Annotated in this window: 26 protein-coding genes; 3 read left to right on the top strand and 23 right to left on the bottom strand. The window is 60.3% G+C overall.

The window, feature by feature from the left end; genetic code table 11:
- Window positions 1-193: 193 nt before the first annotated feature.
- On the bottom strand, window positions 194-1,588 hold the full coding sequence (locus tag ACTQV4_RS08625; RefSeq protein WP_441569649.1) for a uracil-xanthine permease family protein: 1,395 nt from the start codon (window positions 1,586-1,588) through the stop codon (window positions 194-196).
- Window positions 1,589-1,939: 351 nt separating this feature from the next.
- On the opposite strand from ACTQV4_RS08625, the gene ACTQV4_RS08630 reads away from it, so the two are divergent.
- Window positions 1,940-2,596 carry a helix-turn-helix transcriptional regulator gene (locus ACTQV4_RS08630; protein ID WP_427727132.1) on the top strand — a complete coding sequence of 219 codons (657 nt, stop codon included), beginning with the start codon at window positions 1,940-1,942 and terminating at the stop codon, window positions 2,594-2,596.
- A 245-nt stretch (window positions 2,597-2,841) separates the two neighbouring features.
- Here the strand turns inward: ACTQV4_RS08630 and ACTQV4_RS08635 are convergent, their stop codons facing one another.
- Window positions 2,842-3,219, bottom strand: coding sequence for a RidA family protein (locus tag ACTQV4_RS08635; protein ID WP_154514683.1), 378 nt, complete (start codon window positions 3,217-3,219; stop codon window positions 2,842-2,844).
- A 299-nt stretch (window positions 3,220-3,518) separates the two neighbouring features.
- Here ACTQV4_RS08635 and ACTQV4_RS08640 point away from each other — a divergent pair, with 299 nt between their 5' ends.
- Both ACTQV4_RS08640 and ACTQV4_RS08645 read left to right on the top strand, forming a co-directional pair.
- Window positions 3,519-6,014 carry a DUF3656 domain-containing U32 family peptidase gene (locus ACTQV4_RS08640; RefSeq protein WP_441569650.1) on the top strand — a complete coding sequence of 832 codons (2,496 nt, stop codon included), beginning with the start codon at window positions 3,519-3,521 and terminating at the stop codon, window positions 6,012-6,014.
- 15 nt (window positions 6,015-6,029) lie between these two features.
- Window positions 6,030-6,689: an RluA family pseudouridine synthase gene (locus ACTQV4_RS08645; RefSeq protein WP_441569651.1), complete on the top strand. Its 660-nt coding sequence runs from the start codon at window positions 6,030-6,032 to the stop codon at window positions 6,687-6,689.
- 444 nt (window positions 6,690-7,133) lie between these two features.
- Here the strand turns inward: ACTQV4_RS08645 and ACTQV4_RS08650 are convergent, their stop codons facing one another.
- The 21 genes from ACTQV4_RS08650 to ACTQV4_RS08750 form a co-directional block, all read right to left on the bottom strand.
- Window positions 7,134-7,880 carry a DeoR/GlpR family DNA-binding transcription regulator gene (locus ACTQV4_RS08650; RefSeq protein ID WP_427717633.1) on the bottom strand — a complete coding sequence of 249 codons (747 nt, stop codon included), beginning with the start codon at window positions 7,878-7,880 and terminating at the stop codon, window positions 7,134-7,136.
- Window positions 7,881-7,883: 3 nt separating this feature from the next.
- The gene (locus ACTQV4_RS08655) at window positions 7,884-8,963 is read right to left on the bottom strand and encodes a Gfo/Idh/MocA family protein (protein ID WP_427747868.1); all 1,080 of its coding nucleotides are present in this window, start codon (window positions 8,961-8,963) and stop codon (window positions 7,884-7,886) included.
- Window positions 8,964-9,541: 578 nt separating this feature from the next.
- Window positions 9,542-9,847 (bottom strand): 50S ribosomal protein L24, encoded by a 306-nt coding sequence (gene rplX, locus ACTQV4_RS08660; protein ID WP_006235043.1) that lies wholly within the window; start codon window positions 9,845-9,847, stop codon window positions 9,542-9,544.
- Window positions 9,848-9,860: 13 nt separating this feature from the next.
- Window positions 9,861-10,229: a 50S ribosomal protein L14 gene (gene rplN / locus ACTQV4_RS08665; protein WP_117734331.1), complete on the bottom strand. Its 369-nt coding sequence runs from the start codon at window positions 10,227-10,229 to the stop codon at window positions 9,861-9,863.
- 118 nt (window positions 10,230-10,347) lie between these two features.
- A complete protein-coding gene (gene rpsQ / locus ACTQV4_RS08670) occupies window positions 10,348-10,608 on the bottom strand; it encodes a 30S ribosomal protein S17 (protein ID WP_006235040.1) in 261 nt (86 codons plus the stop codon).
- Window positions 10,609-10,624: 16 nt separating this feature from the next.
- On the bottom strand, window positions 10,625-10,840 hold the full coding sequence (gene rpmC, locus ACTQV4_RS08675) for a 50S ribosomal protein L29 (protein WP_006235039.1): 216 nt from the start codon (window positions 10,838-10,840) through the stop codon (window positions 10,625-10,627).
- Window positions 10,840-11,277 carry a 50S ribosomal protein L16 gene (gene rplP / locus ACTQV4_RS08680; RefSeq protein WP_370450531.1) on the bottom strand — a complete coding sequence of 146 codons (438 nt, stop codon included), beginning with the start codon at window positions 11,275-11,277 and terminating at the stop codon, window positions 10,840-10,842. The genes rpmC and rplP overlap by 1 nt, the downstream gene beginning before the upstream one ends.
- Window positions 11,277-11,987 (bottom strand): 30S ribosomal protein S3, encoded by a 711-nt coding sequence (rpsC, locus tag ACTQV4_RS08685; protein ID WP_154514689.1) that lies wholly within the window; start codon window positions 11,985-11,987, stop codon window positions 11,277-11,279. The genes rplP and rpsC overlap by 1 nt, the downstream gene beginning before the upstream one ends.
- Before the next feature lie 6 nt (window positions 11,988-11,993).
- Window positions 11,994-12,365, bottom strand: coding sequence for a 50S ribosomal protein L22 (gene rplV / locus ACTQV4_RS08690; protein ID WP_006235036.1), 372 nt, complete (start codon window positions 12,363-12,365; stop codon window positions 11,994-11,996).
- A 14-nt stretch (window positions 12,366-12,379) separates the two neighbouring features.
- Window positions 12,380-12,640 (bottom strand): 30S ribosomal protein S19, encoded by a 261-nt coding sequence (rpsS, locus tag ACTQV4_RS08695; RefSeq protein ID WP_006235035.1) that lies wholly within the window; start codon window positions 12,638-12,640, stop codon window positions 12,380-12,382.
- 32 nt (window positions 12,641-12,672) lie between these two features.
- Window positions 12,673-13,503, bottom strand: coding sequence for a 50S ribosomal protein L2 (rplB, locus tag ACTQV4_RS08700; RefSeq protein ID WP_117583062.1), 831 nt, complete (start codon window positions 13,501-13,503; stop codon window positions 12,673-12,675).
- A 179-nt stretch (window positions 13,504-13,682) separates the two neighbouring features.
- Complete coding sequence (gene rplW, locus ACTQV4_RS08705; protein ID WP_441569652.1) at window positions 13,683-13,970, bottom strand: 50S ribosomal protein L23; 288 nt, start codon at window positions 13,968-13,970, stop codon at window positions 13,683-13,685.
- On the bottom strand, window positions 13,971-14,597 hold the full coding sequence (gene rplD, locus ACTQV4_RS08710; protein WP_006235032.1) for a 50S ribosomal protein L4: 627 nt from the start codon (window positions 14,595-14,597) through the stop codon (window positions 13,971-13,973).
- 46 nt (window positions 14,598-14,643) lie between these two features.
- Window positions 14,644-15,264 carry a 50S ribosomal protein L3 gene (rplC, locus tag ACTQV4_RS08715; protein WP_089572481.1) on the bottom strand — a complete coding sequence of 207 codons (621 nt, stop codon included), beginning with the start codon at window positions 15,262-15,264 and terminating at the stop codon, window positions 14,644-14,646.
- A gap of 459 nt (window positions 15,265-15,723) precedes the next feature.
- Window positions 15,724-16,344, bottom strand: coding sequence for a histidine phosphatase family protein (locus tag ACTQV4_RS08720; protein ID WP_441564444.1), 621 nt, complete (start codon window positions 16,342-16,344; stop codon window positions 15,724-15,726).
- A 39-nt stretch (window positions 16,345-16,383) separates the two neighbouring features.
- Window positions 16,384-17,538: a cation diffusion facilitator family transporter gene (locus tag ACTQV4_RS08725; RefSeq protein WP_441554677.1), complete on the bottom strand. Its 1,155-nt coding sequence runs from the start codon at window positions 17,536-17,538 to the stop codon at window positions 16,384-16,386.
- Between the two features lie 140 nt (window positions 17,539-17,678).
- Entirely contained in the window at window positions 17,679-17,987 is a 309-nt protein-coding gene (gene rpsJ, locus ACTQV4_RS08730) for a 30S ribosomal protein S10 (protein ID WP_427717612.1), read from the bottom strand.
- A gap of 60 nt (window positions 17,988-18,047) precedes the next feature.
- Window positions 18,048-20,147: an elongation factor G gene (gene fusA / locus ACTQV4_RS08735; protein WP_154514697.1), complete on the bottom strand. Its 2,100-nt coding sequence runs from the start codon at window positions 20,145-20,147 to the stop codon at window positions 18,048-18,050.
- Window positions 20,148-20,166: 19 nt separating this feature from the next.
- Window positions 20,167-20,640 (bottom strand): 30S ribosomal protein S7, encoded by a 474-nt coding sequence (gene rpsG, locus ACTQV4_RS08740; protein WP_006235013.1) that lies wholly within the window; start codon window positions 20,638-20,640, stop codon window positions 20,167-20,169.
- A 73-nt stretch (window positions 20,641-20,713) separates the two neighbouring features.
- Window positions 20,714-21,091 carry a 30S ribosomal protein S12 gene (gene rpsL / locus ACTQV4_RS08745; protein WP_154514699.1) on the bottom strand — a complete coding sequence of 126 codons (378 nt, stop codon included), beginning with the start codon at window positions 21,089-21,091 and terminating at the stop codon, window positions 20,714-20,716.
- 438 nt (window positions 21,092-21,529) lie between these two features.
- Window positions 21,530-26,005, bottom strand: a complete 4,476-nt coding sequence (locus ACTQV4_RS08750) for a DNA-directed RNA polymerase subunit beta' (RefSeq protein ID WP_370450532.1) — start codon at window positions 26,003-26,005, stop codon at window positions 21,530-21,532.
- Window positions 26,006-26,010 lie beyond the last annotated feature (5 nt).

A 26,010-nucleotide genomic window follows, 5' to 3' on the forward strand; every position in this document is an offset into this window, starting at 1 on the left:
TGCTCCCTTCAACATCAGAGGCGGGGTTTGACACCTCTGACATGGCGGAAGTGCGAAGCGCCGGCCTACACCGGAAACGGGCCCTCTCCCGTCAACGCTTCACCAAAGGGACAAGCCCTTTGAAGTGCGGCTTGGCGCCACATGGCGTCGGCGGACGAGGCGATGCGTCCGCCGACGAATAGCACCGAATTAGTTACTTCTTGATCTCGGGCAAGACCAGATCCACGGCAGCGTCCTTGGCAGCATCGATGTGCTGAGCCACGACCAGCGTCTGCGGAAGGATCAGGTTAAGGACAATGGCCATGATGGCGGTGGGGGTTACGGCATTGGAGCCGATGACGGTGGACACCCAGGTGGGCATGCCCTCGCCGGCAAGGCAACCGCTGGCCATCCAGATACCCAGGCCAAAGACGACGGAGGTACCGACGATGGTGGTGGTGCGCTGCGTAAGGCCCTCGCGGGTGAACATGCGCACGCCGTTCATGGTGATGGTGCCAAAGACGCCGACGGTCGCGCCGCCGATGACAGGCTGCGGGATAGCGGAAAGGACGGCAGAAAGCTGCGGGAACAGGCCGGCGATGGCAAAGACGGACGCGATGATCACAAAGACCCACTTGTTGACGACCTTGTTGGAGCAGATGATGCCCACGTTCTGGCCAAGGGCGCTGGTGGGAAGACCGCCCAGCAGGCCGCCGACCATAGAGGTGAGGCCCTGGGACACGATAGCGCCGGAGAGCTCGCGCTCGGTGGGCATGCGGTCGATGGAGCCCAGGCAGGCGGCGGAGACATCGCCGATAACCTGGATGGCAACCATGGGGAACACGACGGCGAGGGTAATGCAGACCTCGGGATCAAACTCGAGCGCGTAGGGCATGAGCTTGGGAAGGGCGAAGACCTGAGCGGTGGCGACGCTGGAGAAGTCGATCATGCCAAAGGGGATGGAGACGATCATACCAACGATCATGCCAAAGAACACGGATCCCAGCTTGAACGTACCCTTGCCAAAGTTGGCGAGCGCAAAGACCACGGCGAAGGTGATAAGAGCGACGCACCAGGCCTGCGGGGTGCCCCACAGCGGCGTGCCCATACCGCCGGCCATATACTTGACGGCCGTGGGATACAGGGAGACGCCGATGGAGAAGATGACCGTACCGGTCACGACGGGCGGGAACAGCCACTTAATCTTGCTGTAGGCCAGACCAAAGAGGACCGCGACGGCACCGCCGACAATCTCGCCGCCCAGCAGCGCACCAAAGCTAAAGCCCGAGGCGCCCATAGCCTGCAGGGCCGGCAGGAACGCGAACGAGACGCCCATGACGATGGGCAGGCCGCCGCCGATGCGGCGGAAAGGAGCGAAGGCCTGAAGGGCCGTGTCGATTGCCGAAAGAATGAGCGCCACCTGAATGATGTCGGTGCTCTGCTGGCTGTTAAAGCCGTAGACGCCGGCCATGATGACCGCCGGGGTAATGATGCCGGCAAACGATGCCAGTACGTGCTGAAGGGCACACGGAATCATTTCCTTAACGGGCGGCATGCCTTCGCGAGTGAACAGGGCTTCAGTGCCGTTCGTAACCGTCTCCTGGGCCATTTGACCACCAATCCTCGAAGTAGTTGTTTTCGCATCTAGCGCTCTATTGTGACGCAGTGCGGGGTTGAGGTTGTGCCTTCGGTGAATATCGTATTAAAGAATTTTCTCATTCTCAATAATAATTTTTTGTTATCAGACTATTTTTCAGCTTAGACAACGCATTTCCGCAGGTCAGGAAAGTGTCTGGTCAAAATAACATCTAACTTTTCTTTTGGTCGACCGCTTACCGCCAAAATCCTACCGTTCGTCTGTATTACGCAATGTACCTGCGAATATACGAGTCAATAGACACCGTGTTACCATGAGAAAAAATTGTTATGAAACTTCCGATTTCATCCAAAGGAGTTGCCCGTGAACGAGACTGTACGTCGCTTTTTGCCGATGGTCGATTTCCTGGAGCAGATACTCGGCAAAAACAGCGAAATCGTGCTGCACGATTTCTCGGATCCCGACCACGCCATCGTCGATATCCGCAACGGCATCGTGAGCGGCCGCAAGGTCGGCGGTCCCGCCACCGATCTGGCACTCAAGATCATGCACGATCCCAAGTATCGCGACCTGCCGTTTATTACGGGCTACGAGGGGCGCGGTGCCGGTGGCAAGACATTGGAATCCGCAACGTACTTTATTCGCGAGGATAACGAGATCGTCGGCATGCTCTGCGTCAACACCGATCTTTCCACGGTACGCTCCATCAACGCCATGGCTCAGCAGCTCATGGCCTGCTTCGACGCTGTGCCAAGGCAGGCGGAGCCCGCGTCTATCGAGGTCGAAATTCTTTCGGAGTCTACACAGGAGCTCATCGACCACAGCATTTCCGAATTGCTCGAAAGCCGCGGCCAGGATGTCGCCTCGCTTGGGCAGGCCGATCGCGTGGACGTTATTCGCCACCTTAACGGCAACGGCGTATTTATGCTCAAGGGCGCTGTTGCCTGCGCTGCCACCGCGCTGGGCATCTCGGAGCCCAGCGTCTACCGCTACCTGCAAAAAGTTCGCAAGGAGGGCTAACGAGCAAAATGGAGCGCGGGCAGTCTTTTTGGGACGGGGCTATTTTAGCTACCCTCCCTCTGCCCACGATTTCGATGAGCCGCAAGTAAAATCAATCCTGCATATAGGGGTAGCTAAAATGGCCCCGTCCCAAAAAGACTGCCCTTGGTGGCTCCGCAAGCGATCCGTCACGTGACAAAAGAACCCTGCAGCTCACACGCACTGCAGGGTCTTTTTGCATGTCATGTTTAGTTGTTGCCAACGCCTTAGAGAGCGGCGACGACCTCGATCTCGACCAGACCGCCAGCCGGAAGAGCGGCAACCTGGAAAGCGCTGCGTGCGGGGAACGGGGCCTCAAACTTGGAGGCATAAATCTCGTTCACGGCGGCAAAGTCGGCGATGTCAGCCAGGTAGACCGTGGTCTTGACGACATCGGCAAACGTAGCGCCAGCAGCGGTCAGCAGGGCTTCGACGTTGGCGAGGGACTGCTTGGCCTGGGCCTCGATGCCCTCGGGCAGCTTGCCGGTCGCGGGATCGATGCCCAGCTGGCCGGACAGGAACACCATGTTGCCGGACTGGATACCGGGAGAATACGGGCCGATGGCTGCGGGCGCGTTATCGGAAGACACGACGGTCTTGCTCATGTTTTTCTCCTTACGATCAAATAGAGAGCGTGAGCGCGGCGTTCGCACCGGGAGGCACAGTTCGGTCTGAACACCGCGCTTGATTGGGATAGTAGGGGATGATTTTGCCAGATGCAAGATAATTATCAGATTGCGATAATATTTTATCGCCCAGCGGTTTCCCCGAACCGCTGAACGGTTCTCCACGAGGTCAGCCAGCCCAGGCTGCTGAAGACTTTGTCCTGCTTAGGCTGCGGGCATCGCCCATCGCGACGGCGCCACTATACTTTTGTGTATGTGAGCATTTTGAAAGGCAGGATATGACCGCAACCGCCAGCCGAACCACCAACCGCAGGCCCGAGCTTCTGGCCCCCGCCGGAGGCCCGGAGCCCTTTGCCGCCGCGCTCGCCGCCGGGGCAGACGCCATCTACTGCGGCATGGGCAGCTTCAACGCCCGCCGCAAGGCCACCAACTTTACCGATGAGGCCTTTGAGCAGGCCTGCCGCGCTGCGCACCTGGCCGGCTCGCGCGTCTACGTCACGGTCAACATCGTCATCAAGCAGTCCGAGATGAGCGATGCACTGCAGCTCATCCACCGCTGCTCCACGCTGGGCGCCGACGCCTTTATCATCCAGGACTGGGGCCTGTTCTTTGAGGTCAAGCGCACCATGCCCGGCATCGAAACCCATATCTCGACCCAGGCGAACATCCACGATGACCGCGGAACCATCTGGTGCCGCGAGCAGGGCGCCGACCGCGTGACCCTCTCGCGCGAGCTTTCCATCGACGAGATCGCCGCCATCCACGACGCCGCGCCCGACGTTGACCTGGAGGTCTTTAGCCACGGCGCCATCTGCTTTTGCTACTCGGGCCTGTGCCTGCTCTCGAGCTTTGCCATGGCGGGCCGCTCGGCCAACCGCGGCATGTGCGCTCAGCCCTGCCGTCTGCCCTACGAGCTGATCGACGAGAACGGCCGCACGCTCTCCCCTGCCGGTCGCGAGCGCGCGCTATGCCCGCGCGACACCAACACTTCACAGCTTGTTCGCCGCCTGTATGACGCCGGCGCCGCATCGCTCAAGCTCGAGGGCCGCATGAAGGCGCCCGATTATGTGTACTCCATCGTCGATGTGTATCGTCATCAGATCGATGACATGCTGGCCGGGGCCGTCGTAGATAAGGACGAGGACGCCGCTCGCCAGCGCCAACTCAAGCGCTGCTTTAACCGCGACTTTACGCACGCCTATCAGGACGGCACCTCGGGCGACGAGATGATGAGCTACGAGCGCTCCAACAACCGCGGCCAGATCGTGGGCACGGTGCTGGGCAGCCGTCTGGCCAACCGCGACGTGCGCGGGCTCAAACCCGACGACCGTCGTCGCCGCGCCGCCATCGCCCGCATTGAGCTGTTTGAGCCCGTGGGCAAGGGCGACCTGTTGGAGCTTCGTCACGACGATGAGTTCGACCAATTCCTGACCACTATCGCTACCGATGATGCCGCCGCCGGCGACATCATCGAGTGCCGCGTGCCCCGTAGTATGCCCGAGGGCTGCCGCGTGCGTGTGATTCGCAGCCAGCGCGCCATTGACGCTGCCGGCGCTGCGCTCAAGCGCGACGTGCTACGCCGCCGCGCCGTAGACGTGTCCGTCGTGGCGCGTCTGGGCGAGCCGTTTACCGTCACGCTCACCTGCTGCGACGACCCCACGCTCACCGCCACCGCCACCGGCTTTACCGTCGAGGCCGCCAAGACCCGCGCTGTCGAGGCGTCCGATCTGGTGGAGCATGTGGGCCGCATGGGTTCCTCGCCCTTTGAGGCCGCGAGCTTTGACGTGGCGCTCGATGAGGGCTGTGGCATGGGTTTCTCCGCTGTGCACAAGGTGCGCGCCGCCGCTTGCAAGGCGCTCGAGGAGGCCATTCTGGCGCCGTATGACGAGCGCGCCCACACGCTCGAGCTGCCGGCGATTGTCACCAGTGATTCCCACCCCGCGCCCGAGCACTACCGCGATGAGCCGCAGATCTGCGCCACCGTCACCTCGCTCGACGCCGCCGAGGCAGCGCGCGCGGAGGGAGCCGCGCGCATCTACATGACCACCGACGCACTCGATGCGGCCGAGCTCTCCCCCGCCGATGCGTTTGAGCAGGGTATTGTTCCCGTGCTCGATGAGGTCTGCCGCGCCGTCGACCACGCACGCGTCGACCCGTGGGTCGTTGCCGGTGCCACGGTCGCTATTGGCAACATCTCTGAGCTTGCCCTGGCCGCCCAGGTTGGTGCCACGGCCGAGATTCGCTCTTGCCTGCCCGTGCACAACACGCCTTGCATGGAGGCACTCGCCGAGCGCGGAGCCGGGGCGTTTTGGCTCTCGCCCGAGATCACGCTCGACGAGATTATCTCGCTTGGCACCTCCGCGCCCGCAGCCCTGGGCATCACCGTTTTCGGCCGCCCGCGCGTTATGACGAGCGAGCACTGCATCCTGCAGGTGGCCAATGGCTGCATCCACGATTGTGCCCACTGCCGCCTGCGCGCCCGCAAGCTGTCGCTCAAGAATATCGACGGCAAGGTCATGCCGGTGCGTACCGACATCCACGGCCGCTCGCGCCTGTACGACGCCTACCCCATCGACCTCACACCGCAGGTTCCACAGCTGCTCGACGCCGGCGTGCGCCGTCTCATGGTCGACGGAACCCTGCTCGAGGCCGATGAGATTGGCCGCGCCGTCGCACGCGTCCGTCGCGCCGTCGAGGCCGCGCAGGCCGGCCGTAAGCCCGCCGCCCGCCTGCGCGGCGCCACTTCGGGCTGCATGTTTGTGGGAATTAGCTAACCGAAAGGCTTACATGTGAACGAAGAACCTCAAGTCCTCTACTGCGACGCCTGGCTCATGGCCATCGATAAGCCCGCCGGCATGATCGTCCACGGTGACGGCACCGGCGAGCGCACGCTTACCGACTATGCCAGCGACCTTTTGCTGGCGATGGGCGACGGCTTTGCCGCGACCGACATGCAGCCGCTCAACCGCTTGGACCGCGACACCACTGGCGTGGTGTTGTTCTCGCTCGACAAGCAGACGCAGCCCGCCTTTGACCAGATGGTGATCGACCACGCCTTTGAAAAGCACTATCTGGCGCTCGCCGAGGGCAAGATCGACTGGAACGAAAAGCTCATCGACAAGCCCATCGCCCGCGATCGCCACGATAGCCGCAAGATGCGCGTCGGCGCCAGCGGCAAGCCGTCGCAGACGCACGTCAAGGTGCTCAAGCGCCTTAAGAGCCGCCGAGGCCTGCCCACTCGTTCGTATATCGATGTTGAGCTGCTCACCGGCCGCAAACACCAGATCCGCGTGCACCTGGCAAGCGAGCATCATCCCCTGGTTGGCGACGACCTGTACGGAACGCCGCGCCCCTGTGGCCTCATGCTCCACGCCCACAGCGTATCCTTTACCCATCCCGTAACCGGCGAGCACATCTACATCGAAGCCCCCTGCCCCTGGGAGCCCTAAAACCTGCCAAAAAGGGACAGGTTTATTTTGGCAGGTTTTATCTGGGCAAACGTCAAGCCGCCACGATGGCTCAGCCGCGGCGCCAAAACGTCTCGATCTGTAACAGTTGGAACCCATTTTCCGGTCTATCTGTTACAGATCGAGACATTCAAATTCCCCTCAAGGGAAAATCTCGATCTGTAACAATAACTCGGCAAAATCGGTCCCAGATGTTACAGATTGAGACAAAGGGATGATGCGGTTCGGAAGCATCTCAATCTGTAACATCTAACCCACTTTTAACGGTCCAGTTGTTACAGACTTAGACAAACCGGCGGACAACGAAAGCGGCAACGCCTGTGATGGACGTTGCCGCTTTTCTATTGAGAAAACTACTCGGTTTTCGTTACTAACTACCACAATGGGGACAGGCACCTTTGTGATGGTTTTGGCTTTGTCCCGTCGCTAGACCGTGATGACGTTGTCCATTGCCCGATACTTGGCGGGTACCTCGCCCGCGGTAATAATCGTTGCGTCGCGAAAGTCCGCGAACTTGACGGGCGCCACCATGCCAAATTTACTTGCATCCGAGATTACAAAGCGCTTGGCCGTATGGCGCATCGAGATGCGCTTAACCTGCGCCTCCTCGATATCGGGCGCCGTGAAGCCCTGCTCGGCGGCAATGCCGTTAGAACCCCAAAAGCCACAGTTGAAGTTGTAGCGGTCTAAGGTTGCCAAGGCATCGGGGCCAACGAGTGCTTCGGTCTCGGGCTTGAGCTCGCCGCCCAGCACCACGGTACGCATGCCGCGCAAAGCGAGGTGCTGAGCATGGAGCACGGAATCGGTCACATAGGTGACATCTTCAAGGTGTGGAAGATGCTCGATGAGCTTAAGCGTCGTCGAGCCCGAGTCGATGTATACAAAGCTCTCGGGCTCCACCAGCGCCGCGGCGCGGGCGCAGATACGCTCCTTATCGTCGTTATGGAGGTCGCTGCGCTCATTGAGCGTTAGGTCGCGCGTCACGTGCGCACGCTCAAGACTTGTCGCTCCGCCGTGGACCTTGGCGATGCGGTGTGCTCGATCGAGCGTCTGCAGGTCGCGCCGAATGGTAGACGCCGTCACGCCCAGGGTATCGGCAAGCTCTTGCACAGTAACCGAGCCAGCCTGCTGGACCATCGACACGATCGCGTTGAGCCTATCCTCCGCAAGCATCGCTTACTCCTCCTCGGGGTACACGACTCCCCAGTCGGCGCGGAGCTTGGTCATAAGCTCCATAACATCAGAAGCGTAATCCAGAAGCTCGCGCTTCGAATCATCGCCGGCAACGGCCTTCTCCAGGTCGGCCATCTCGTAGCACAGAGCGTATGCCTCGGTGCCGGTGTGGACCTCCTCACGGTGCCCGTCTGCAGTCCACACGATGGTCGCGTGATCGGCGCGGGGATACTCGTTGACCTCGATATAGCACTTATCGAAGCTGATGACCGAGCGCTTGGGTTGCTTGGAGTGGAGCGTAAGGCTCACCACGCCCAGCTGCTGCTCGGCATTACGGCAGACGATGCCGCCCGCGACGTCAACGCCGGTCTCACAGGTGTTGCCGAGCGAAACGACCTCAACAGGCTGGCTTGCCATAAAGAGGCGCATGACGGACAGGGCATAGACGCCAATATCGAGCATGGCACCGCCAGCAAGGTTGCGGTTGTAGAAACGGTTGGTCAGGTCGCCGTATTCCTTGTAGCTGCCAAAGTTGAGCTGAGCGAGGTTCATGCGGCCAAACTCGCCGGCATCCATGCGGCGGCGCAGCTCCCGATACAAGGGCATGTGGAGCACCGTGGTGGCGTCCATAAGAACCACGTTATGCTCGTCGGCAATGGCACGCGCTTCGTCGAGCTCGGCGGAGTTGAGGGTGATGGCCTTTTCGCAAAGCACGTGCTTGCCAGCTGCCAGAGCGGCGCGCAGGTAGGTGATATGCGTGTTATGCGGCGTGGTGATATAAACGGCGTCGATGTCGGGATCGGCGTAGAGGTCCTCAACCGTCTCGTACACCTTCTCGACGCCATACTGCTCGGCAAAAGCCTGGGCCTTGGAAAGCGTACGATTGGCGACGCCCGCAAGCTTGCGGCCGGCAAGGGCGAGAGACTGGGCCATCTGATTGGCGATAACGCCGCATCCGATAACGGCCCAGCGAAGCTCGGGAGCCGTAAAGATGTCGTTAGGGAACGGCTTGTCCTGGACCGAGGCAAACGCCGCCTTAGCGGCTGCTTCGGCGTCGAGCGGAGCCTGTTTGGAATCTGTCATCATGTGCCTCCTGAGTCATCGGAAGTTCTTCATTTCCAACAGCCTTATATTCGCACAAATTTGCGCGAGTTTGCTTGTATTTGCGTGTTTATTTGTTTATCGGTCATTATTAAACCAAACTTAGCAGATATTTGCGCGGCTATGCGCAGTATCGCGCAAGACTCTGTGCGCAAATACGCATGCAACAATCGTTATGAAGCATAAAAAGGCGGGACACCAAAACCCCTAAAGGAAAGCAGGCTGTCTTACTCTGCCCCCTAGGGGCATCAGACATCAAAAGACCATCCCTAACTGCCGGCACATAGGGACTGTCCCAGGCTGCCGGAACCTGGGGGCGTTACCCGTACGACGCTTTCGTGGCAAGACTGTCCCCATCAACTAGCCGTTAAAGAACGTCCCCAACGACTAGTCATTTATGTCTGTCCCCAATGAGTATGGCCACTCATTTAAGTCTGTCCCCAATGAGTATGTCAGTATGTCTGTCCCCAATGAGTCTGTCCCCAATGAGTAGGGATAGAAAAAGGCCCGGGTGCCGTGGCATCCGGGCCTTTGCTAGCAACTTAGATGTTGCGGGCAGCTTAGAACTTGTGGCCGCACTTCTTGCAGACGCGCAGCTTGTTCTTGCCGTCCTTCTCGTGACCGACGCGGGTAACCTTACCGCACTCGGGGCAAACGAGATTGACGTTGGAGGCATCGATGGGAGCCTCCTGCGAAACGATGCCGCCCTGCTGGTTGGCAGCGTTGGGCTTGACGGCCTTCTTGACGACCGAAACGCCCTCGACAACGACCTTGTTCTCGGCGGGGAGAGCACGCAGGACAACGCCCTGCTTGCCGCGATCCTTACCAGAGAGAACCTGGACCTTATCGCCCTTCTTGATATACATATATCTCCCCTAACTACAGGGTCTCGGGAGCGAGCGAGACGATCTTCATGTACTTCTTGTCACGAAGCTCGCGAGCGACGGGCCCGAAGATACGGGTGCCGACGGGCGAACCATCGTTGTTGATGACAACGCAGGCGTTATCATCAAAGCGAATGTAGGAGCCATCCTTGCGGCGGATCTCCTTAACGGTGCGAACGACGACGCAACGGACAACGTCCTTCTTCTTGACGTTGGCGCCAGGGGTAGCCTCCTGGACAGCACCGATGAACACATCGCCGATGCCTGCATAACGACGCTTGGAACCGCCAAGCACCTTGATGCAGCGAATCTTGCGAGCGCCGGAGTTGTCGGCGACGTTCAGCATGGTTTGCATCTGAATCATGGTAGATGTTCCTCCGAACTAAGAACCGAAGAGAGGTGCGCAGCCTTTATGCGGCCCGTGGTATGCAAGCCAGGCATACGCACATCTTCGGAAACGTACAAGTCGTAAGAGCGACTGCTTATTTAGCGCGCTCGACGACCTCGATGAGGCGCCAACGCTTCATCTTGGACATAGGACGGGTCTCCATAACGCGGACGGTGTCGCCCACGCCAGCCGTGCACTCCTCGTCGTGAGCGTGCAGCTTCTTGGAGCTGGTCATCATCTTGCCGTACTTGGGGTGACGCTTGCGCTCGGTGATGGTGACAACGATGGTCTTGGCACCGGAGACGGAGGTAACGACACCCGTACGGACCTTACGCGAGTTACGCGAATCAGTCATATTCTCTCCTTAGGTCCTACTCGGCGACAGCGGACTTCTCCGCTGCGATCTCGCGGGCGCGCTGCTCCGTGAGGACGCGAGCGATGTCCTTCTTCACGGTGTTGACGCGAGCGGTGTTGTCCAGCTGGCTGGTGGCCATCTGGAAACGAAGGTTAAAGAGCTCGGCGCGCATTTCCTTCAGCTTCTCAACGAGCTGAGCGTCCGAGAGCTCACGAATCTCTGCGGGCTTCATTAGTTCTCCTCCTCGGCCGTCTCTGTAGCGGCAGGCTTAGCGACGATCTTGGTCTTGATGGGGAGCTTGTGCTGCGCCAGACGCAGAGCCTCGCGAGCGACCTCCTCGGGCACGCCCTTGACCTCGAACATGATGCGGCCGGGCTTGACGACGGCCACCCACTCCTCGGGGTTACCCTTACCAGAACCCATGCGAGTCTCGGCAGGCTTCTTAGTGATGGGCTTATCGGGGAAGATCGTGATGTAGACACGACCGCCACGCTTCATGTAGCGGGTCATGGCAATACGAGCGGCCTCGATCTGACGGTTGGTGATCCAATGGGCCTCGAGAGCCTGGATACCAAACTCGCCGAAATGCAGCTCGGTATTACCCTTGGCCTGGCCCTTCATGGAGCCACGCTGCACCTTGCGGTGAAGAATACGCTTAGGGGCAAGCACTACTGACCCCTCCTCTCGGAGTTACGACGACGAGGACGGGAAGAGCCCTCGAGTGCAGGGTTGGGAACAGGCTGGCCCGGGAGCTTCTCGCCCAGGTAGATCCAGACCTTCACGCCGCAGGCACCCATGGTGGTGCTGGCGACAGCCGTGCCGTAGTCGATCTTGGCACGGAGGGTGTGCAGAGGCACGCGACCCTCACGGTACCACTCACGACGGCCCATCTCGGCACCGCCGAGACGACCGGAGCACTGGATACGGATGCCCTTGGCGCCGGCCTTGCGGGCGGACTGGACAGCCTTGCGCATAGCGCGACGGAAGGCAACGCGGCCCTCGAGCTGCTCAGCGATAGACTGAGCAACGAGGTTGGCGTCGAGCTCGGGGCGCTTGATCTCGACAACGTCGACGGAGAGCTGGCCCTTGGAGACGCCAGCGACCTTCTCGAGCTCGGTGCGGAGGGTATCGATCTCGGCACCCTTCTTACCGATGACAACGCCGGGGCGAGCGGTGAAGATGATGACCTTCACCTTGTCGCCAGCGCGCTCGATCTCGACGCGGGAGACAGCTGCGCGGGAGAGACGCTTCTCGAGGTACTTGCGGATCTCGAGATCGTTACCGAGGGTCTTAGCGTAATCCTTCTCTGCGAACCAGCGGGAGCGCCAGTTCTCGGTGATGCCAAGACGGAAGCCGGTGGGGTAGACTTTCTGACCCATACAGCTTTACGCCTCCTTTCGAGGAGCAACGACGACGGTGATGTGGGAAGTACGCTTCAGAATGCGAGAAGCGGAACCCTTGGCGCGGGGACGGATGCGCTTAAGCGTAGGACCCTCGTCAACATAGGCAGCAGCGACAACCAGGTTGTCGGCACGCAGACCGTTATTGTTCTCGGCGTTCGCAACGGCGGAACGGAGAACCTTCTCGACATCCACGGCGACGGCGCGGTCGCAGAAGTGGAGGATGTCGAAGGCCTGAGCGACAGGCTTGCGGCGGATCAGATCGACCACCAGGCGGGCCTTGCTGGGGGAAACACGCACGTACTTAGCGACGGCGCGAACCTCGGTGGCCTCAGTTTCAATAGACTTAGTTGCCATTTACGGTTAACCCCCTATTTGGCCTTGTGGCCACGGAACGTACGAGTCGGCGCAAACTCGCCGAGCTTGTGACCAACCATGGACTCGGTAACATACACGGGCACATGCTTGCGGCCGTCGTGGACGGCGATGGTGTGACCAACCATCTCGGGGAAGATGGTGGACGCGCGGGACCAAGTCTTCACGACGTCCTTCTTGCCAGCCTCGTTCATCGCGGTGATACGCGAGAGAAGGCGAGTCTCCACGAACGGGCCCTTTTTGAGACTTCTGCTCATAAGTGCTTTCTCCTAAAACTCGGTATCCGAAATTACTTCTTACGGCGACGAATGATGTGCTGGTTCGAGACCTTCTTCTTCTTGCGCGTACGAAGGCCCTTCGTCGGCTTACCCCAGGGGGTAACAGAGGGACGACCAGAGGTGTGGTTCTTGCCCTCGCCACCGCCGTGCGGGTGGTCGACAGGGTTCATAACGGTACCGCGGACGGTCGGGCGCACGTTCATGTGACGCTTACGGCCGGCCTTGCCGATGACGATGTTGGCGTGATCGGCGTTGCCGACCTCACCGACGGTGGCGCGGCAGGTAACGAGGATGCGGCGCATCTCGGAGGAAGGCATACGGACGATGGCGTACTTGCCCTCCTTACCCATCAGCTGGCAGGAGTTACCGGCGGAACGGGCGATAGCGGCGCCCTTGCCCGGCTGGAACTCGACGGCGTGGATGAGCGTACCGACGGGGATGTCGGCGAGGGGCAGAGCGTTGCCCGGCTTGATGTCGGCGTCAGAACCGGACATGACGGTCTGACCGACCTCGAGGCCCTTGGGGGCCAGGATGTAGCGCTTCTCACCGTCAGCATAGTGCAGCAGAGCGATGCGAGCGGAACGGTTCGGATCGTACTCGATCGTGGCAACCTTGGCGGGCACCCCGTCCTTGTTGCGCTTGAAGTCGATCACGCGGTAACGACGCTTCACGCCGCCGCCCTGGTGGCGGGTGGTGATGCGGCCGTTGTTGTTACGACCGGCCTTCTTGGGCAGGGGCTCGAGAAGAGACTTCTCGGGCTTGGTGCAGGTGATCTCGGAGAAGTCGGAGATCGTCTGCCAACGCCTACCAGCGGAGGTCGGCTTAAGGTGCTTTACAGCCATTACAATCCCTTTCAATAGGTATCCGTTAGCCATCGCAGACAGGGATTCGAGGTTCTGCCTCGGGTGCGATGACACCGGACGTATACACGGTTCCGGGCGTGTCCATTTTATACGCCCAAAACCTTGAGCTCTCGCCTCCCCTATTTGGGAGGCATGAGCTCACTCAACAGCAGCGAGTCTTAGGCCTGGTTGCCAAAGACCTCGATGGTGTCGCCCTCGGCCAGCGTAACGATGGCCTTCTTCCAAGAACGGGTCTTGCCGGCGACATAGCGCACGCGCTTGGTCTTGGGCTTGACCGTCAGGGTGTTCACGCGAACGACCTTGACGCCGAAGATCTCCTCGACAGCGTCCTTGATCTGATACTTGTTAGCATCCTTGGCGACCTCGAACGTGTACTTGTTCTGCTCCATGCCGGAGAAGGAACGCTCGGACACGATCGGACGGATGATGATCTCGTGGACGGTCATTTATGCAAGCACCTCCCCGAAGTGAGCGGCGATGTCGGCGGGCATCAGCACAGCGTTGTTGTTGACGAGATCATAGGTGTTGGCCTCGTCGGCAGTGATGATGAACGTCTTGGGAATGTTGCGGAACGACAGGTAGGCGTTGACGTCCTCATCGCGAACGATGATGGTCAGACGCTTGCCCTCAAGGCCAAGAGCCTTGAGCATGGCAACGGCAGCCTTGGTGGAAGGCTTCTCGAAGCCGTAGTCGTCGACGAGCACGAGCTCGCCATCGGCCAGCTTGGCGGACAGCGCAGAGCGCATAGCCAGCTTGACCTCCTTGTTGTTCATACGCTTAGCGTAGGAACGGGGCTTGGGGGCGAAGACAACGCCACCGTGACGCCACTGGGCAGCACGGATGGAACCCTGGCGGGCACGACCGGTGCCCTTCTGACGCCAAGGCTTCTTGCCGCCACCGGAAACCTCAGAGCGGCCCTTAGCGGACTGGGTGCCCTGACGCCAAGAGGCCATCTGGCACTTGACGATGTGGTGCATAACGTGGATGTTCGGCTCGATGCCGTACACCTCAGCGGCGAGCTCGGCCTCGGCGACCTTCTTGCCCTCGCTGTTCTTTACTTCAAACTTTGCCATTTAAGTGTTCTCCTTGGTATGACGCTGGGCTAAATGGGCTGGGCCCTTAGGCCATACGGATGGCGACGAGACCATTCTTGGCACCCGGGACAGCGCCCTTGACCAAGATGAGGTTCTGCTCGGCATCGATGCGGACAACGGAAAGGTTCTTGACGGTAACGCGCTCGTTACCCATGTGGCCGGCCATCTTGACGCCCTTGAGGACGCGCGCAGGATAGGCGCACTGACCGATAGAACCGGGGTGACGCTGGAAGTGAGAACCATGCGTCATAGGACCGCGGCGCTGACCCCAGCGCTTGATGCGACCCTGGAAGCCCTTACCCTTGGAGGTACCGATGACGTCGACCTTCTCGACATCAGCGAAATCAGCGACGGTGACGACCTCGCCGACCTTGTGCTCCTCGCCGTTCTCGACGCGGACCTCACGAAGGAAGCGGACAGGCTCGACGCCGGCCTTGGCGAAGTGACCAGCCATGGGCTTGTTCACGTTCTTGGCCTTGATGTCGCCGAAACCGATCTGGACGGCGTCATAGCCGTCGGTTGCCTGAGTTTTAACCTGCGAGACAGCGCAGGGGCCAGCCTGGATGACCGTGACGGGAACGACGTTGTCGTTCTCGTCCCAAACCTGGGTCATGCCAATCTTGCGGCCGAGAATCATGCTGATCAAGATATGATCCCAACTCTCGCGTGGTCTTGGGACAATGCGTACACCACCGAGCGTACGCCCCTAGAGGACCACTACTTACACGACGTGCTCCCCAGCCTTGTATTGCGTCCGAACTACCTGACAACCCTATTAAGCAGGCATTTTGTCCAGCCAGAATACTCCCCTGGTTTCACACAGCTGTTTAGTATACACGGCTGCGGGCGTATCCATCGAGATTCATATTTCACTCACATTGTTTACGCAGGTAAAGTGCGTGGCACGTTCCCAGTGTGCGGCGGAGGGGGCGGGCCTGAGACTTATTAAGGTTGCTGCTCTACAGTCCTGCTCACGACGGAGAGCACATTAAGTGCTCTCCTGTTCGTGCGGAACTCGCGACAACCTTAATAAGTCTCAGGCCCGCCCCCTCCGCCGCACACTGGGAACGCCACGTTGATGTCTGCTAAACCTTGCTCGCTCAGGCTAATGACATTGTTGGGGATCCACAATTTGCTGCAAGGTGAACTTGCATTGGGGCGTATCGTCCTCTTCTCGCGCATCGTCGAAATCGAAGATCATAATGGCGCAGTTGGGGAGTTTTGCTGGGAGCTCGAAACCCTCTGGGGCTGCAGCCTTGATGAATTGGCGGCTGGCGCTGCCGTGGCTTACTGCTAGGAGGGTTTCGATGCCCTCGGCGCCCATGAGATTGGTGAGGGTGTCTACCATGCGTTCTTGCAGCGCGCGGCTTCCTTCTCCTCCGAAGGGGACCAAATCCTCGCCCGGATCCCAAACGTCGGTAGGCAATGCGTCGTGCGGGCCTTCCTCGAAGGTCCCATAGCCGCGCTCGATGATGCCTTCGCAGGGCTCGACAGTAGCATCCGGACCGAGGATCTCGCATGCGACGAGACTTGCCGTGTCCATAGCTCGGCCTAAAGGCGAAGAGACCACTTTGTCGGGGACGACGCCGTGGGCTTTGAGCCATTCGGCTGCCGCTTGGGCCTGTTGACAGCCCAAATCGGTAAGCGGTGAATCACAGCGACCCTGGACGAGCTTTTTTACGTTGAATTCCGTCTGGCCGTGGCGGAGCAGATACAGCCTCTTCATATTCTCCCCTTCTGTATAACGTGCTTTGCCGGCGCAGACCTACTCGTGGGTATGCCCTACGTAGTCATCGTCGATCGTAATCTTGGCAATCGACTTGGGAAATTCCGATTCGACCCTCTGGGCCAACGCGTGCTTGAGCTCATCGGACCCCATGCCCAAATCCGAGGGACGCACGCAGTCAAAGATCACGTTGGTGTGCGTAGGACCCGGCACACAGCGCAGGTCATGAATCGAAAGGCGGCTATCGATCTGTTGGGCCATGGCGTGAATGCGCAAACGCATGCTCGCCACCTTGGGGTCATCGGTCACGATGGGATCGTAGTGAAGCGTGACAATCATGTCGTCTTCGTCCCTAAATGCCTGTTCAATGTTATCGAGCGTGTCATGACTTTCCAGCGGGCTGGCCTCGGCCGCCATCTCGGCGTGAGCGCTTGCGAACTTCCTGCCCGGGCCGTAGTCGTGAACCATTAGGTCATGAACGCCCAAAACGCCAGGGTAGCTCATGATCTTGCCGCGAATATGTTCGACCAGCTTGGGATCGGGCGCCTGACCCAAAAGCGGGCTCACCGTATCCTGGATGAGTTCAAAACCGCTCCAGCCAATATAGGCGCCAACGGCAAGGCCGACCCAAGCATCAAGATTGATATGCGTCACCTGTGAAACAATTGCGCACGCTAACACGGCGCCTGTGGCAAGGACATCGTTCTTGGAATCTTGCGCGGTCGCATGCAGCGTCTCAGACTCAATACGGTCACCGAGCTTTTGGTTGAGGGCCGCCATCCACAGTTTAACAACCATCGAAAGCGCCAAGACTGCCACCAGGGCAAGCGAGAACTCGACGGGTTCGGGGTGGACGATGCGCTCAAACGAGGACTTCACCAGTTCGAGGCCGATGAGCAGCACGAGCGCCGCCACGACCAGACCCGAGAGATACTCGTAGCGGCCATGGCCGTAAGGGTGCTCGGGGTCTGCCGGCTTGCCCGCCAGCTTAAAGCCAAGCACGCTCACGATGTTTGAGCTGGCGTCAGACAGGTTGTTCATGGCGTCCGCCACAATCGAAACCGATCCCGACAGCACGCCAATTGCACCCTTCGCAGCGCATAGTGCCACATTGGCGAGAATGCACACCACGCCCGCCAACGTGCCCACGCGCGCACGGTCGCCCTGCGCACGACGAACGATCCACTCGACCATCTATATCTGCCCCCAACAGTTTTACTCATACACTCGTTTGTCGAATAGCTCAGTAGTGTAGACCCTTTACCCCATCGATACAAAAAAGGCCGCAACCCTTAGGGCTGCGGCCTTACAAATCGCACTATCGAGCAAAAAGCTTAGAGCTTGATGTCGATGTCGACGCCAGCGGGGAGGTCGAGACGCATGAGCGAATCAACGGTGCCCGAGGTGGGGTCGAGGATGTCGATGAGGCGCTTGTGGGTGCGCATCTCGAACTGCTCGCGGGAGTCCTTGTCCTTGTGCGGCGAGCGGATAACCGTGTACAGGTTGCGCTCGGTGGGCAGGGGGACAGGACCGGAAACGCGAGCGCCGGTCTTCTGAGCGGTCTCGACAATGAGCTTCGCGGACTGATCGACGACCTCGTGATCATAGCCCTTGAGGCGAATGCGGATCTTCTGGGTAGCCAACTTAAACCTCCAAAGAGTGCGAGAGATGTTCTCGCGGATTACGTAACAGGGAGCTCGAACTTAGGCGTTCTTGCTCATGACCTCGTCCACGATGGACTTGGGCGCAGGCTCATAAGAGTCGAACTGCATCGTGTAGGATGCACGGCCCTGGGTCTGGGAGCGAAGGTCGGTAGCGTAACCGAACATCTCGCCCAGCGGCACCTTGGCACGGATGAGCTTGGTGTTCTTGCGATCCTCCATGCCCTCGATCTTGCCGCGGCGACCGGAGAGGTTGCCCATAACGTCGCCCATGTACTGCTCGGGGGTCTCGACCTCGACAGCCATGATCGGCTCGAGCAGCTGCGGATCGGACTTCTTGAGGGCGTCCTTGATAGCCATGGAACCGGCGATCTTGAAGGCGGCCTCGGAGGAGTCGACCTCGTGGTAAGAACCGTCGAACAGGGTGACCTTAACGTCGAGGACCGGGAAGCCGGCGATAACACCGGTGTTCAGGGCCTCCTGGATGCCCTTGTCGATGGACGGGATGTACTCCTTGGGCACGACGCCGCCGACGATAGCGTTGACGAACTCGTAGCCGAAGCCCTCCTCCATCTTCTCGAGCTTGATGACGGCGTGGCCGTACTGACCGCGACCGCCGGACTGACGGACGAACTTGCCCTCAGCCCTCTCGACGTCGTGACCAGCGGTCTCGCGGTAGGCAACCTGGGGCTTACCGACGTTAGCGTCAACCTTGAACTCACGGAGCAGACGGTCAACGATGATCTCGAGGTGCAGCTCGCCCATGCCGGCGATGATGGTCTGGCCGGTCTCGTGGTTGGTGGACACCGTGAAGGTCGGGTCCTCCTCGGCGAGCTTGGTCAGAGCCAGGGACATCTTGTCCTGCTCGGCCTTGGTCTTGGGCTCGATAGCAACGTCGATAACGGGCTTAGCGAACTCGATCTTCTCGAGGACGATCTCCTTGCCCTCGGCGCACAGGGTGTCACCGGTGGTGGAGTTCTTGAAGCCAACGCAAGCGACGATGTCACCGGCGCAAGCGTCGTCACGGTCGATACGCTCGGCGGCGTTCATCTCGAGGATGCGGCCGAGACGCTCGCGCTGACCGTTGGAGGCGTTGACCACGTAGGAGCCGGACTCGGCGCGACCGGAATAAACGCGGACGTAGGTGAGCTTACCAACGAACGGGTCGGTCATGATCTTGAAGACCAGGCCGGAGAAGGGCTCGTCGAAGGAGGGATGACGCACGATCTCCTCGCCGGTTTCCGGATCGGTACCGGTGACGGCCTCAACGTCGAGCGGGCTGGGCAGGTAGTCGACGACAGCGTCGAGCAGCTCCTGAACGCCCTTGTTCTTGTAGGCGGAGCCCACAAAGACGAGGTTGAGCTCGTTGGCCAGAACGCCCTTGCGCAGAGCAGCCTTGAGCTCCTCGACGGTGAAGTCCTCCTCCATGAGGATCTTCTCCATGAGCTCGTCGTCAAAGCTGGCAGCGGCGTCGAGGAGCTCCTCGCGCTTGGTGGCAGCGATGTCAGCGAACTCAGCCGGGATCTCGTCCATCGGCTCGGGGTAGGTCATGCCCTTCTCGTCGGCCTTGAAGTCCCATGCAGTCATGGTGACCAGGTCGATGACGCCCCAGAAGTTGTCCTCGGCGCCCATCGGGACCTGAGCGGCCACGGCGTTGGCGTCGAGACGATCCTTCATGGTCTCGATAGCGTTGAAGAAGTCAGCGCCCACGCGGTCATACTTGTTGATGAAGGCGATGCGGGGAACGTTGAAGGTAGAAGCCTGACGCCAAACGGTCTCAGACTGGGGCTGGACGCCGGCAACGGCGTCGAAGACGGCGACAGCGCCATCGAGGACGCGCAGGCAGCGCTCGACCTCGGCGGTGAAGTCAACGTGGCCCGGGGTGTCGATGATCTGGATGCGGTAGTCCTTACCGTCCTTGTTCCAGAAGCACGTGGTAGCAGCGGAGGTAATGGTTACGCCGCGCTCCTGCTCCTGAACCATCCAGTCCATGGTGGCAGCGCCCTCATGGACCTCACCAATCTTGTGGGTCTTACCGGTGTAGTAAAGAATACGCTCGGTCGTGGTGGTCTTACCGGCATCGATGTGGGCCATGATGCCGATGTTACGGGTATCGGAAAGCTTGTGCTTAGCCTTAGCCATGTTAGTTCCTTACCTTAACTTACCAACGATAGTGAGAGAACGCGCGGTTGGCCTCGGCCATCTTGAAGACGTCCTCACGCTTCTTGACGGAAGCGCCCAGGCCGTTGGAAGCGTCCAGAATCTCGTTTGCGAGACGCTCAGCCATGGTCTTCTCCTTGCGAGCGCGGGAGAAGTTGACGATCCAGCGGATGCCCAGAGCGGTGGAACGACGGGAGTTGACCTCCATCGGGACCTGATAGGTAGCGCCACCGACACGCTTGGGCTTAACCTCGAGCGTGGGCTTGACGTTGTCCATAGCCTTCTTGAAGGTAGCGAGAGCGTCGCCACCCTCGGACTTCTCGGCAACGATCTCGAAAGCGGTGTAAACGATGCGCTCAGCGGTGGCCTTCTTGCCGTCAAGAAGGACCTTGTTGATGAGCTGAGTCACCAGGCGGTTGTTGTAAACGGCGTCAGGCTGAACCTCACGACGATTAGCTGCTGCACGACGCGGCATGTGAAATCTCCTTAAGTGTCTACCGTGCGGCGCTTAGGCGGCACACGGCGAAAGTATCAAAACGTTATCTGGCTTATTTGGCCTTGGGGCGCTTAGCACCGTACTTGGAACGGGCCTGCATACGGTTCTGGACCGGAGCAGCATCGTAGGCGCCACGGATGACGTGATAACGGACACCAGGGAGGTCACGAACACGACCGCCGCGGACGAGCACGATGGAGTGCTCCTGCAGGTTGTGGCCCTCACCCGGGATGTAAGCAGTAACTTCGATGCCGTTGACGAGGCGAACACGGGCAACCTTACGAAGCGCCGAGTTCGGCTTCTTGGGGCTCGTGGTGAAGACGCGGGTGCACACGCCGCGCTTCTGGGAGTTGTGCTGCAGAGCAGCGTTCTTGGACTTCTTGGGCGCGGAACGACGGCCCTGGCGAACCAGCTGGTTAATAGTAGGCAAAGCGTACTCCTTCTCGAATGATTCCAGCTTTCTGTAAAGTGCAACGGCTTGAATCGAGGGGTCAGCATCCCCCTACGAAACACGCAGTTCGATAGGATACGTGCCGTTAGCTGTGTCGTCAACAGACCACGCCGCCGGGCGTATCCTAAAATAGCCACATTTCCGCAAAGCCTACACAAAAGGAATCCCCTCCTGTGCGCGAGGGCGGATTTCCGGTCCGGGCGGCCCTGGGGTTAAGTTTGCTGCTCTACAGTCCTGGCTCGCACGGAGGCCACATTAAGTAGCCTCCGGCTCGTGCGGAACTCGCGACAAACTTAACCCCTGGGCCGCCCGTCCCGGGAATCCTACGTGCTCGTCAGGGCAACGTTCCTCAACAAAAAAGACCCGCTTCCCTGTTGGGGAGCGGGTCTTTGGAAGGGCGGTTAACGTACTGGGAAATTACTCCCCGTCGTTGTCCTTGGCCTCTTCGGCGTCGTCGGTGTCCACGAGCTGGTTGAGCAGCTCGTCGAGGGAAGCCATGTCCTCGTTGATGGCACCGTTGGCGGAAGCCTTCTTGTCGTCGATCGGGGCGCCCAGGAGCTCCTCGTCGGCATCGGCGTGATGCGTCGGAGCGGAGGTGCCCAGCAGGATGTCGTCCGGACCGTCGGGGCTAAAGACCATCTGCAGCAGCTGCGAGAGGTCTTCCTCGTCGGCAACGTCGTCGTTGTTCTCGAGGATGTAGAGCAGGTCGTGGGCCTCGAGGCCGTCGCGGAGCTCCTCGATCGCCTTGGCACCGATGCCATCGATGCGCAGCAGATCCTCCTCGGACTTGCCAACCAGGTCGCCGACCGTCTCGATGCCGACCTCGCTGAACTTGTTGGTCCAGCGCTGCGACACGCCCAGGTCGTCGAACAGGTACAGGCGAGCCTTCTCGGCGGAGATGGTGTGGCCGTTGCGGGTGAACGAACCGTCGGCACCGCCAAACTCGTCGTAGCCGGCCCAGTCGAGCTGCTGTGGGAGCCGCTCGTCCAGGTCCTTGAGCTCCACGGGAGCCCACTCGGGCAGTGACTTGGCGTTGGGCGAAGCCGGACCATCGATGTCCACGTAGCCGTCGGCCGTGCGATACGTCAGCTTGGCGTTAGCGTACGGCTTGAGGCCGGTACCAGCCGGGATCTTCTTACCGACGATGACGTTGGACTTAAGGTCGAGCAGGTGGTCGACCTTGCCCTCAATAGCGGCCTCGGTAAGGACGCCGGCGGTACGGATGAACGAAGCGCTCGACAGCCAGGAGTCGATGTTGGACGCAACCTTGAGCGTACCCAAGATGACGGGCTCAGCCACAGGAGCCTGACCGCCCAGACGGGCAACGCGCTCGACCTCGTCGGCGAACTCGTAGCGGTCGACGTACTGACCAAGCAGGTACTTGGAGTCGCCGGGGTTGGTGATCTGAACGCGACGCAGCATCTGACGTGCGAGCACCTCGATGTGCTTGTCGTTCAGGTCGACGCCCTGGCTGGTGTAGACGTCCTTGACGCTCTCGACGAAGGTGTGCATCGTCGACTCGATGTCGGTCAGCTTGCGCAGGTTGCGGAAGTTGACGAAGCCCTTGGTGATCTGGTCGCCGGCGCGAACCTCGCAGCCGTCCTCGATCTCGGGCATAAAGCGCACCGAAGCGGGGACGCGACGCTCGTCGAGGACACGGGTGTGATCCTCGGAGTCGGTGAGCGTCAGCACGTACTCGGACTTCTCGGGCTTAATCGAGAGGTGGCCGGAGTACGGAGCCAGCTCGGCCTCGCGACCCAGGATCTTCTCGTTGACGTTGCCGACGATATCGAACATACGGCTGACCGTAGGCAGACCCTGCGTAATATCGTCGACGCCAGCGACGCCGCCGGAGTGAATGGTACGCATCGTAAGCTGCGTACCGGGCTCGCCGATGGACTGGGCGGCAATAATGCCGACTGCGGTACCGATGGCGACCGGACGACGGGTGGAAAGATCCCAGCCGTAGCACTTCTGGCACACGCCGTACTTGGAGCGGCAGGTGAGCAGCGCGCGAAGCTTGACCTTCTTAAGGCCCGCATCGACCATCTTCTGGATGTCGGCGACCTTCTCGATATAGCCGTCCTGCTCAAAGAGCACGGTGCCATCGGGAGCCACGACGTCCTCAATAAAGCAACGGCCGACAAGATCGGTGTTGAGGTCGGTGGTGCCGGGAATGATGAGGTTGTAGGTGACGCCCTCGTGCGTACCGCAGTCCTCCTCGCGGACGATGACGTCCTGGGCCACGTCGACCAGACGACGGGTCAGGTAGCCAGAGTCCGAGGTGTGGGATGCGGTATCGACCAGGCCCTTACGGGCGCCGTAGGTCGAAATGAAGTACTCGAGCGGCAGCAGGCCCTCGCGGAAGTTCGCCTTAATGGGAAGGTCGATCGTCTCGCCGGACATATCTGCCATCAGGCCACGCATGCCGCCGAGCTGACGCAGCTGGGTCTTAGAACCACGGGCGCCGGAGTCGGCCATCATGTACAGCGGGTTCTCCTCGTCGAACATGTCGAGCATGAGCGCTGCGACCTTGTCGGTACAAGCGGTCCACTCGTTAACGACTTCGATGTGGCGCTCCGTCTCGTTGATGAAGCCCTCCTCGAAGTACTCGTTGATCTGGTCGACGTTGGCCTGGGCGCGGTCGAGCAGCTCCTGCTTCTCGGCAGGGATGAGAGCGTCCCACACCGAGATGGTGAGGCCGGCGCGGGTAGCGTAGTGGAAGCCGGAGTACTTGATAGAGTCGAGGATCGGGCCGACCTTGGCCTCGGGGTAACGATCGCAGCAGTCGGCAACCAGCTTGGCCACATCGCCCTTGACCATCTTGTAGTTCATAAACTCGTAGTCTTCGGGCAGGCACTGGCGGTTGAAGATGATGCGGCCGATAGAAGTCTCGAAACGTGCGGTCTTGTTACCGGTGACATCGTAGTCGACGAACTCGTTCTTGCCGTTCTTGACGCGGAAGATACGGGTGCCGTCCTCGTTGATGACGTTGGCGTTCTCGGCGGACACACGGACCTGAATCTTGGCCTGCATGTCGACCTCGGAGCGGCAGTCATAGGCGTGCAGCGCGTCGTCGAAGCTCGAGAACACGTGGTTCTCGCCCGGCAGACCGTCGCGGACCTGGGTCAGGTAGTACACACCAATGATCATGTCCTGCGAGGGGATGTTGACCGGCTTGCCGGATGCCGGCGAGCGCAGGTTGTTCGCAGAGAGCATGAGCACGCGGGCCTCGGCCTGAGCCTGGCTGGACAGCGGCACGTGGACAGACATCTGGTCGCCGTCGAAGTCGGCGTTGAAGGGCGCGCAGACCAGCGGGTGCAGGTGGATAGCCTTGCCCTCGACCAGCACCGGCTCAAAGGCCTGGATGGACAGACGGTGCAGGGTCGGTGCACGGTTGAGCAGCACGACACGGCCGTCGATGACCTCTTCGAGGATGTCCCACACAAAGGTGGCACCGCGGTCGATAGCGCGCTTGGCGCCCTTGATGTTCTCGACCTTGCCAAGCTCGACCAGGCGCTTCATGACGAAGGGCTTGAAGAGCTCCAGCGCCATGGTCTTGGGCAGACCGCACTGGTGCAGCAGCAGCTTGGGGTCGGTAACGATTACCGAACGTCCGGAGTAGTCGACACGCTTGCCCAGCAGGTTCTGGCGGAAACGGCCCTGCTTGCCCTTGAGGGCCTCGGCGAGCGACTTGAGCGGGCGACCACCACGGCCAGAGACCGGGCGCCCACGGCGGCCGTTGTCGAACAGGGCGTCCACGGACTCCTGGAGCATGCGCTTCTCGTTGTTCACGATGATCGCAGGGGCGTCCAGGTCGAGCAGGCGCTTGAGTCGGTTGTTACGGTTGATCACGCGACGATACAGGTCGTTGAGGTCGGACGCGGCGAAGCGGCCGCCGTCGAGCTGGACCATCGGGCGCAGATCGGGCGGAATGACCGGGATGACATCCAGAATCATGTTCGCGGGGCTGTTGCCGCCCTTCAGGAAGGCGTCAACGACCTCGAGGCGCTTGACGGCCTTCTCGCGCTTCTGCTTCTGAGAGTCCTCGTCGGCGATGATGGCCTTGAGCTTCTCGGCCTCGGAGGGGAGGTCGATGGCAGCGAGCAGGTCGCGGACGGCCTCGGCACCCATGCCACCCTTGAAGTACATGGAGTAGTAACGGGTCATCTCGCGGAACAGCGGCTCATCGGAGATGAGATCGCGCTCGGTGAGCTTCATGAAGGCGTTGAAGGCGTCCGTGCGGAGCTGCTTCTCGTCCTTGCACTCTTCCTCGATGTCGACGATGCCGGAGGCGATCTCCTCGGGGGTCAGCGGCTCCTCGTCGGAGAACTCGTCAAAGTTCTCGGGGTTGCCCTGCTCCTTGAGGGACTCGATCTGGCGGGCGCACTCGGCATCGATCTCTTCCAGATCGGCGGCGAGCTCCTCGCGCAGGTCGTCAGCGTCGGCCTCGCGAGCCTCGTAGTCGACCTCGGTGATGATGTAGCTGGCAAAGTACAGAACCTTCTCGAGGTCCTTGGACTTGATGTCGAGCATACGGCTCATCGGGAAGCTCGTGGGGCTCTTGAAGTACCAGATGTGGGACACGGGAGCGGCGAGCTCGATATGGCCCATGCGGTCGCGACGCACCTTGGCCGAGGTGACCTCGACGCCGCAGCGCTCGCAGACGATGCCCTTAAAGCGGATGCCCTTGTACTTGCCGCAGGAGCACTCCCAGTCCTTGGCGGGACCGAAGATCTTCTCGCAGAACAGGCCGTCCTTCTCGGGCTTGAGGGTACGGTAATTGATGGTCTCCGGCTTCTTGACCTCACCGTGCGACCAGGAACGGATCTGGTCGGCGGAGGCAAGGGAGATCTTTACCGAGTCAAATTCAGTAGCTTCGAAATCTGCCACAGTCA

It is taken from the genome of Collinsella sp. LCP19S3_B11, from assembly GCF_052121915.1.
Taxonomy (GTDB): domain Bacteria; phylum Actinomycetota; class Coriobacteriia; order Coriobacteriales; family Coriobacteriaceae; genus Collinsella.